Annotated in this window: 7 protein-coding genes; 5 read left to right on the plus strand and 2 right to left on the minus strand. The window is 71.8% G+C overall.

Annotated features, from left to right (window positions below; translation table 11 throughout):
- Positions 1-33: 33 nt before the first annotated feature.
- The gene (locus tag G6030_RS15695) at positions 34-1,143 is read right to left on the minus strand and encodes an iron-siderophore ABC transporter substrate-binding protein (protein ID WP_007632488.1); all 1,110 of its coding nucleotides are present in this window, start codon (positions 1,141-1,143) and stop codon (positions 34-36) included.
- Positions 1,144-1,366: 223 nt separating this feature from the next.
- Here G6030_RS15695 and G6030_RS15700 point away from each other — a divergent pair, with 223 nt between their 5' ends.
- The 4 genes from G6030_RS15700 to G6030_RS15715 are packed head-to-tail and all read left to right on the plus strand — an operon-like array spanning position 1,367 to position 7,251.
- On the plus strand, positions 1,367-2,866 hold the full coding sequence (locus G6030_RS15700) for a pyridoxal-dependent decarboxylase (RefSeq protein ID WP_182643748.1): 1,500 nt from the start codon (positions 1,367-1,369) through the stop codon (positions 2,864-2,866).
- Entirely contained in the window at positions 2,863-4,263 is a 1,401-nt protein-coding gene (locus G6030_RS15705; protein ID WP_182643749.1) for a SidA/IucD/PvdA family monooxygenase, read from the plus strand. The genes G6030_RS15700 and G6030_RS15705 overlap by 4 nt, the downstream gene beginning before the upstream one ends.
- Positions 4,260-6,845, plus strand: coding sequence for a GNAT family N-acetyltransferase (locus G6030_RS15710; protein WP_182643750.1), 2,586 nt, complete (start codon positions 4,260-4,262; stop codon positions 6,843-6,845). The genes G6030_RS15705 and G6030_RS15710 overlap by 4 nt, the downstream gene beginning before the upstream one ends.
- Positions 6,846-6,861: 16 nt before the next feature.
- Positions 6,862-7,251 (plus strand): MmcQ/YjbR family DNA-binding protein, encoded by a 390-nt coding sequence (locus G6030_RS15715; protein WP_182643751.1) that lies wholly within the window; start codon positions 6,862-6,864, stop codon positions 7,249-7,251.
- A 60-nt stretch (positions 7,252-7,311) separates the two neighbouring features.
- Here the strand turns inward: G6030_RS15715 and G6030_RS15720 are convergent, their stop codons facing one another.
- Positions 7,312-7,887 carry a hypothetical protein gene (locus tag G6030_RS15720; RefSeq protein ID WP_007632499.1) on the minus strand — a complete coding sequence of 192 codons (576 nt, stop codon included), beginning with the start codon at positions 7,885-7,887 and terminating at the stop codon, positions 7,312-7,314.
- Positions 7,888-8,103: 216 nt separating this feature from the next.
- Between G6030_RS15720 and G6030_RS15725 the strand changes: the two genes are divergently transcribed.
- A partial coding sequence (locus G6030_RS15725) for a DUF222 domain-containing protein (protein WP_241724408.1) occupies positions 8,104-9,083 on the plus strand: 980 nt, incomplete at its 3' end.

The following is a 9,083-nucleotide window of genomic DNA, read 5'->3' on the forward strand; positions in this document are numbered from 1 at the left end:
CGGTCGTGAGCGTCGCGGGGCTGGTCACCGGCGTCAGCCCTGCTCTTGCTGGGCGGCGGCGAGGATGTCGGGGACGACGTTCTCCAGCGCCCACGGCAGGCTCAGCGGGGACGACGCGGAGATCGACAGCACCTGCTGCTCGTCGGTCTGGACGACCATCCGGCCGGCCTCGACCGCGGGGATGCGGCCGAGCAGCGGGTCGGACTCGATGGCCTGCCGGACCTCGGGCGAGGTCGCGTAGGTGATGAGGATGTCGGAGGCGAGTTCGTCGGCGCGCTCGGGCGACCACGTGACGGCGAACTGATCGGGCGAGCCGCTGGAGGCCTCCGCGACGACCGGGGCCTGCTCCATCCCGAGCTGGGTGAGGAAGCGCGGGCGGTTGTCGACGTCGGTGAACGCGTAGATCTTCTCCGCGGCCTCGGGGTCGACGGTCGCCCAGACGAAGGTCGTGCCCTCGATGGCCGGATTGTCCTCGGCGACCTGCTGGATCTGGCCCTCCACCTCGGTGATGAGCTCCTCGGCGGCCTCGCTGCGGCCGAGCGCCTCACCGATCAGCCGGGTCGAGTCCTGCCAGGCGGTGCCGAACGGCACGTCGCCCTCGGGCATCGCGATGGTCGGCGCGATCTTGGACAGGGTCTCGTACTCCTCGGCGGTCATGCCGGAGTACGCGCCCAGGATGAGGTCGGGCTCGAGCGCCGCGATCGCCTCGGTGTTGATGCCGTCGGTCTCCGAGTACAGCTCGGGCATCTCGCCACCCACCGCCTCGAGCTCGGCGTCGAACCAGTCGGTGGAGCCGTTGGCGTTGGCCCCGAACGAGTTGCGGGGCATGCCGACCGGGACGACGCCGAGCGCCAGGGAGACGTCCGCGTTGACCCAGGAGATCGTGGCGACGCGCTGCGGGGCCTCCGGGATCTCCGTCTCGCCGTAGGCGTGGGTGATGGTGCGCGGGAACTCGCCCTGCCGCTCGACGCCGGTCGTGTCGGCCGACTCGCCGCCCCCGTCAACGGAACCCGTCGAACAGCCCGCGAGCAGGGCCAGCATCGCCGCGATCGCGGTGAGTACGAACAGCACCGCCCGGGTTCGGGGGCGGGCCGCGTCGGACACCGCCGCCTCGAGTCGGGAACGCCGGGCAGGTGCGGTCATGGGATCTCCGTCCACTGAAACGAACACGTCTGGCTAGTTAGGCTTGGCTAACCTAGCCAGGCGCCACAGTAGAGGTGAGGCGCGCCATAACGCAAGGGTCACGAGAAAGATTTCCATATTCGCTGGGCGCGAAAGTGATTCATCTCACCCAGCGGTTGTTTAGGTAAGCCTAACCTGCTTAGCGTTCGCCGGTACCGAAGTCCCCGAGTAGGTCGGAGTACCCGTGAACGATCCATTGTTGAGCAGCGAGACCCGGGAGGCCCACGCCGCGGCCTTGGCGGCGGCGACCGCCGAGGTCAGCCGGTACCTCGACGGTCGGACCACGCCGCGGTCCCCGGCGTCTCCGTCGGCGCTGGCCGCGCAGACCGCGGCCGTCGACCTGTCCGCCCCGCTCGGCACTCTCGACAAGGCGCTCGAAGAGGTCCGCGAGCTCTACCTCGACCACGCGGTGGGCTACCACCATCCGCGGTACCTCGCGCACCTGAACTGTCCCATCACGATCCCCGCCGTCGCCGCCGAGGCCCTGGCGACCTCGGTGAACACGGCCGTGGAGACGTGGGACCAGGGCACGTCCGCGTGCCTCATCGAGCAGAGACTCATCGACTGGGTCACCGATCTCATCGGGTTCGACGAGTCCGGGCGCCCCGACGGGGTGTTCACGACCGGCGGCACCGCGTCCAACCTCCAGGGTCTGTTCACCGCCCGCGAGGACAGGCTCAGCCGGCCGGCGCCGGGGAGCGACGACGCCGGCGACCGCTGCGCGCGGCTGCCGGGTCTGCGGATCGTCACCGGCGAGCACGCCCATCTCAGCGTGGTCAAGGCCGCGCGCCTGCTGGGCCTGGCCCCGGACGCCGTGGTGACCCTGCCCGGCGACGGCGACCGGATGGACCCCGCCACGCTCGACCGCATGCTGTCCACGTTGGCGGACGCCGGGCACGAGGTCGCGGCCGTCGTGGCCCTCGCCGGCACCACGGACCACGGCGCGATCGACCCGCTGCGCTCGGTCGGCGAGGTCTGCCGCCGCCACGACGTGTGGATGCACGTCGACGCCGCGTACGGCGGCGGGCTGCTGGTCTCCCCCACCCGCCGCGACCTCCTCGACGGGATCGAGTTGGCGGACTCGGTGACCGTCGACTTCCACAAGACCTTCTTCCTGCCGGTCGCCGCGTCGGCGCTGCTGCTCCGCGACGGCTCCGGCTTCCGGCACTCCACGGTGAGCGCGGACTACCTCAACCCCGCCGACGGCGATGACCACGCGGTGGACAAGTCCCTGCAGACGACCCGGCGCTTCGACGCGCTGAAGCTGTGGATGACGCTGCGGGTGATGGGCGCGGACGGGATCGGCCGACTGCTGGACGGCGCGATCGACGTCGCGGCTCGCATCGGCCGCACCGTCGAGGCGGACGCCGAGCTCGAACTGGTCCGCGTGCCGGCCCTGTCGACGGTGCTCTTCCGCCCCCGCCCGGCCGGCGCGGACGGGCGGCCCGTCTCCGACGACGAGTCGGACGCCCTGGTCCGCCCGATCCGGGACACCCTGTTCGCGGAGGGCCGCTCGCTGGTCGCGGCGACCGTCGTGGACGGGCGGCCGTGCCTCAAGCTCACCGTCCTCGATCCCACTCTCGCCGACGAGGACGTCGCCGCCGTCCTGGCCGACGTCCGCTCCGCGGCCCGGTACCTGGCCGCCGGGATGCGCGAGGCCACAACCGCGGGGGTGTTGACGTGAGTACCGACACCACCGACCGCATCCACGACCTGCTGGGCGTGGGGATCGGCCCGTTCAACCTGGGCCTGGCGTGCCTGGCCGAGCCGCTGGGGTTGGACGCGGTCTTCCTCGACGCCCGCGACGGCTTCGCGTGGCACCACGGGTTGATGTTCGACGACGCCACCATCCAGGTGCCGTTCCTGGCCGACCTGGTGACGCTGGCCGACCCGACGTCGCCGTACTCGTTCCTGAACTACCTCAAGGAGATCGGGCGCCTGTACCCCTTCTACATCCGTGAGAACTTCCAGCCGCTGCGCGCCGAGTACGACGCCTACTGCCGCTGGGCGTCCGACCGGGTCGGCGGCCTGCGCTGGGGCCGGGAGGTGGTCGACGTCCGACGAGAAGAACGGGGCGACGACGACGAGGCGCCCGTCTACCGGGTCACGGCCATCACCCCGGAGGGCACCGAGACCTATCGCACCCGGCACCTGGTACTGGGGATCGGGACGACCCCGTGGGCGCCGATCGACCGGGAGCCGCTGGACGGTGACGGGTCGGTGGCGCTCCACGCGAGCGAGTACCTGCACCGGCGGGACGAGCTGCTGTCGCTGGGATCGGTGACCGTGGTGGGCAGCGGCCAGTCGGCCGCGGAGATCTACCACGACCTGCTCTCGTCCGCCGGCGTCGACGGCCCGCGCATCGACTGGGTGACGCGGTCCCCGCGGTTCTTCCCGATGGAGTACACCAAGCTCACGCTCGAGATGACCTCACCGGAGTACATCGACCACTTCCACGCCCTGCCGGCGGATCAGCGCGACCGGATGCTGCGGGAGCAGCGCTCGCTGTACAAGGGCATCAACGCCGACCTCGTCAACGAGATCCACGACCTGCTGTACCGCCGGTCGGTCCACGGCCTCGCGAGCGGCCTGCTCGCGGCGGCCACCACCCTGGAGGGCGCCACCCGTGCGGCCCGCGAGGCCGACTCCCCCGGCGCGCTGCGCCTGGACCTGAGCTGCGCCGACACCGGGCGGCCCTGGACGCACCACACCGACGGGCTGGTCCTGGCGACCGGCTACTCCCCCACCCCGCCCCGGTTCCTGGACGGGATCGCCGACGAGATCGACCGGGACGAGCGGGGCCGGTACCGCGTGGCCCGCGATCACACCGTCGACCGGGCGCACTCGACGATCCACGTCCAGAACGCGGAGGAGCACACGCACGGGCTGACCGCTCCGGACCTGGGCATGGGCGCGATGCGCAACAGCATCATCCTGCGCTCGATCTGCGGGCGTGAGGTCTACCCGGTCGAGACGTCGATCGCGTTCCAGCAGTTCGGCGCTCCCGCCGGCGGCACCGATCCCACTCGGCCCGCCCCCGCCCACGATTCGCCGACCACCCGGCACCAGGAGGCACGATGAGCCACCCCGTCAGCACAGTCCAGACCCCCGTCAGCACCGTCCACACCCCGGCCGGGATCGTCACGCTCGAGCCACTTGCCCTCGGTGGCAGCACCGACAGCACCGACAGCACCGACGGCACCGACACACTCCGCACGCTGCACGCCTGGCTCGACCATCCCGGCTCGGCCTACTGGGGCATGCAGGGGTCGACGCCGGCGCAGGTCGAGGAATTCCTCGTCGACTGGTCGTCGGACCCGCACCGGCGGGTGCTCATCGTCCGCATCGACGGTCTCCGCGCCGGCCTGGCCGTGTTCTACGACCCCGCCGAGGTCGAGCTCGACGGCCGGTACCCGCACGAGCTCGGCGACCTCGGCATGCACCTGCTCGTCGCGCCGACCCGCACCCCGGTCCCCGGCACGACGGCCGCGGTCATGGGCGCCATCTGCTCCACGGCGTTCGCGGTCCCGATGATCGGCGACGCGCCGGCCCGCCGGGTGGTCGTGGAGCCCGACATCCGGAACACGGCCGTGCACCGGCTCAACGCCCGCGCCGGCTTCCGCGAGGCGGGCCCGGTCGACCTGCCCGACAAGACGGCACTGCTCTCATTCTGTGATGCCGACGCGTTCCGCGAGTCGGAGATCGGCGCCGGGACGCAGGTGATCTCGTCGTCGTCGCCGTCGGACACCCACGCCGGACACGCTCATCTCACCGGCCACGCGATGCGCCGCGCCCACCGCCACCTGTGCGTCAAGGCCCTCGCCGAGTTCTCCCACGAACGGCTCCTCGCGCCCGTCCACGACGCCGCGACGGACACCTACACGGTCCGCGCCGGCGACGAGCGGTGGTCGTTCCGCGCCCGCGTGCTGCCGCTGGAGCACTGGGTGATCGACGAGGCGTCGCTGCGGCGCGAGGTCGACGGCGTGCCGGCGGAACCGGATGCGCAGGAGCTCATCATCGCGCTCGCGCCGGAGCTGGGCATCCCGGAGACGCTGCTCGGCATCTACCTCGAGGAGATCGCCGCGACGCTCGGCTCGGCCGCGTTCTGCCTGCACCACCGCGACCGGCCCGTGCAACAGCTCGCCGAGTCCGGACTCCAGGAGGTCGAGGGGGCGATGACCGAGGGACACCCCGGCTTCGTCGCCAACAACGGCCGAGTGGGCCTCGGCCTCACCGACCGACACCACTTCACGCCGGAGTCCCGCTCGACGGTCCGGCTCGTGTGGCTCGCCGCGCGCCGCGACCTCAGTCACCTGGCCACCGTCGCCGGCCTCGACGAGCGGGAACTCTACGCCCGCGAGTTCGGCGCCGAGGCCCTCGAGCGGTGCGACGACCGCCTGCGCGCGCTCGGGCTCGACCCCGCCGGGTACCGCGTCCTGCCCGTCCACCCGTGGCAGTGGGAGCACAAGATCGCGGTGGCGTTCGCCCCCGACCTGGCCCGCCGCGACCTCGTGTACCTCGGCGAGTCCGACAGCGAGTACCGGCCGCAGCAGTCCGTGCGCACGTTCTTCGACGTCACCCGCCCCGAGCGCGGTTACGTCAAGACCGCCCTGGCCGTGCAGAACATGGGCTTCACCCGCGGCCTGTCGCCGAAGTACATGCGCGACACCCCGGCGGTCAACGACTGGGTGGCCGGCATCGTCGACTCCGACCCGGTGCTGCGGGCGCTGGATTTCCAGATCCTCCGTGAGGTCGCCGCGGTCGGCTACACGGGGGACGCCTACCACCGCGCGGCCGCCGCCGGCGTCTCCGACGAGGGACCCCACACCAAGATGATCGCCGCACTGTGGCGCGAGAGTCCGGTTCCCCGGCTGGTCGACGGTGAGCGGGCCATCACGCTGGCGTCGATGCTGCACGTGGACCTCCACGGGCGGGCCCTCGCCGTCGAACACCTCGAACGCTCCGGCCACGACGCCCGCACGTGGCTCCGTGCGCTGCTCGACGCCTACGTCCTGCCTGTCGCGCGGTGCCTGCTCGCGCACGGGCTGGTGTTCATGCCGCACGGCGAGAACGTCATCGTCGTGCTGGGGCCCGACCACACGCCGCGGCGCGCGCTGTTCAAGGACATCGGCGAGGAGATCGCGATGGTGCGCGACCTCCCGCTGCCCGACGGCATCGAGCGCGTCCGCCACGTCGTGGACGCCGAGACCGCCGCCCTGAGTATCCAGACCGACGTGATGGACGGGGTGCTGCGCCACCTAGCCGGGGTCCTCGACGCCGCCGGTGTGCTCGACGCCGACGCGTTCTGGAACGAGACGCGCCGGTGCCTGGAGGTGCTCGCCCCAGGTGACGCGGGCGACGACGCGGCCGGGCGTGGCGACGCGCGCGACGACGGCGAGGTGCACCGTCCCACCTGGGAGTCGCTGTTCGCCCCGCGGTTCAAGCATTCGTGCCTCAACCGGCTGCAGTTGCGCAACACCAGGCAGATGGTGGACCTGACCGATCAGGCCGGGTCCCTGCAGTTCGCGGGCACCCTGGCGAACCCGCTCGCGGCGCGGTCCGGGGAGGCGTACGACGAGGCGACGAGGCGACAGGGCGCGGCTCCCGGCGCTCGCGGCGATGCGGCACCGCGCCGGCAGCACGACCCGACACCCGTGGGGTGACGGTAGCGTCGACCGTGTGAACGGACGGGAACTCCAGAAGTGCGCGGCCGCGCGGGCGCGTGAGCTTCCGGCGTCCACCCTGGAATTCCCGTTCGGCCCGGACTTCGGCGTGTTCAAGGTCCGCGGCAAGATGTTCATGTTTCACGCCGAGGTCGAGGGCGAGCCCCAGGTGATCCTCAAAGCGCTGCCCTCGGACTCGATGTCCCTCCGCGCCGCGCACGCCGACATCACTCCCGGCTACCACATGAACAAGCAGCACTGGATCTCGCTGCATCCGGGCGGCACCCTGACCGCCGAGATGGTCGACGAGCTCGTCACCGAGTCCTACCGTCTCGTCGTGGCCGGGCTGCCGAAGGACCAGCAGCCCGTCGAGCCGGAGACCTTCGGCCGCGGCCAGCGGGCCTGACCGCGGCTGGGCCGGTCTCCGCGGCGGCCGCTGTCCGGCGCGGGCTCTCGCCGTCTCGGCTCAGTTCGCGGGCGACAACGACGTCTCGGTCAGCGAGCCGAGCTGCTCGCCGACCGATCCCTCGACCGACTCGGTGGCCGACGAGGTGTCGAGCTGATCCGCCAGCGAGCCCCCCACGAGCGGCACTCCGCTGAGGACAGCGCTGACCGATCCGTCGACGTCTCCTGCCAGCAGGGCGTCGGCGGACCGTGCGGCGGGGTTGAGGACCGCGCAGATCACGCCGACCGGCACCTGCAACGGGGCTCCGATCGCATTCGCGGCCAGGCCGGCGGCGCTGCCGACGTTGCAGGCGAAGGTGGCCGCGGAACCGAGCGGCCCCGAGGCGTAGCCGGGCAGCGACCCCGTGACCGAGCCGGGAAGCAGCTCACCGAGTTCGCCCAGCTGGCCGGTCTCGCCGTCCTCGGCGCCGGCACCGCTGCCCCTCTCGGCACCCGTACCGTTCTCGCCATCGGCGGCCGCGGAGCCCGGGATCGAGCCGGTGTCCGCAGGATCAGAGCTCTGAGCTGCTGCAGTGCCCGCCGAGGCGACGAGCAGGGCCGCGGCCAGTGCGCCGACGTACGCGATTGACTTAGTCATGGTGAGCCTCCGAACTCCGGTGCGTCGGGCGGTCTCCCCCGATCAGTTAATGAGGGTCTCATAAATCTCGAGCCCCCGAAGCGTCGTTGCCAATGCGTGATCTTTCTCAGTTCCACCCACGTAGGCCTTGTGGTGTCGAACACGTATGCGTACAATAGAACACGTATTCGAGGCGGGCTGCGGCGCGGCCGCACAGTCGACCACAGGGGGTGGGGCATGGACGGTGATTCCGAGCGCACGGCCGGCAGCCCCGCGTCCCCTGCCGGCCCTGCCGATTCGTCCGGCTCTGCAGGCTCATCCGACCCTGCCGGCTCGTCCGGCCCGGCGGCGTTGACGGGGTTGACGGCGGCGGCGCGGGAGGGGTGGGCGGCGGAGAACCGGGCGGCCGCGCAGCGCCTGGTCGCCTGCTACGCGCTGTTGCAGGAGTGTTGGCGTGAGTACGGGCACGGTATCGACGGCAGTCACGAGGCCCGTCCCGGCCACGCTGTTGTGGACGGGCTCGTCGCGGCGGCCGGGTATGTGGTGGCGGCGATGTCGATCTCCGCCAGGCGCGCGGAGAAGATGCTGTCCTTTGCCTGGGAACTGCACACCCGCTACCCGGCGATCCTGGAGGCCATGGCCGCCGGGCTGATGGAGCAACGCGTCGCCGAACTGCTGGCCCGGCAGATGGCCACCGTCCGCGGGGACGTGTTGGAGCAGGTCCAGCGCCAGGTCGTCGAGGACTACCTCAATGGTGTCGCCGCCGGTATTCGCCTGGGCGATAAGGCCCTGCGCGATGAGGTCGATGCCGTCATCGGTCGCCACGACCCCGACGCCATCCGCCTGCGCAAAGAGGACGCCAGCCGCGGCCGCGGTGTGCGCATCGGCAAGGGCGTCGACGGGATGTCCAGCGTCTCCGCCCTACTGGCCACCGAGGAAGCCGCCGTGTTGGCCGAAGCCCTCGACCAGCGGGTCGCCGAACACCAGGCCGCCGACACCGACGCCACCGCCGCGGCTGCCGCGACGCGGGCCGCCGACCCCGACACCGCCCCGGATGAGCCTGTCGAGCCGGAGCCGAACTACTCCACAGCCGAACGCCGCGCCGACGCCCTGATGTCCCTGATCTGCGGCGACACCCCCACCCACACCGACACCACCACCGACGACACCAGCGGCGCTGACGGCGGCTCGAGCGCCTCCACCGGCGCCAGCGGCAA

The sequence above is a fragment of the Dietzia sp. E1 genome, from assembly GCF_014145015.1.
Classification (GTDB): Bacteria; Actinomycetota; Actinomycetes; order Mycobacteriales; family Mycobacteriaceae; genus Dietzia; species Dietzia cinnamea_A.

What these genes read in the sequence shown, in the direction of transcription:
- G6030_RS15720 (WP_007632499.1), bottom strand. Translation starts at nt 7,887, where the DNA reads ATGACTAAGTCAATCGCGTACGTCGGCGCACTGGCCGCGGCCCTGCTC.
- G6030_RS15710 (WP_182643750.1), top strand. Translation starts at nt 4,260, where the DNA reads ATGAGCCACCCCGTCAGCACAGTCCAGACCCCCGTCAGCACCGTCCAC.
- G6030_RS15695 (WP_007632488.1), bottom strand. Translation starts at nt 1,143, where the DNA reads ATGACCGCACCTGCCCGGCGTTCCCGACTCGAGGCGGCGGTGTCCGAC.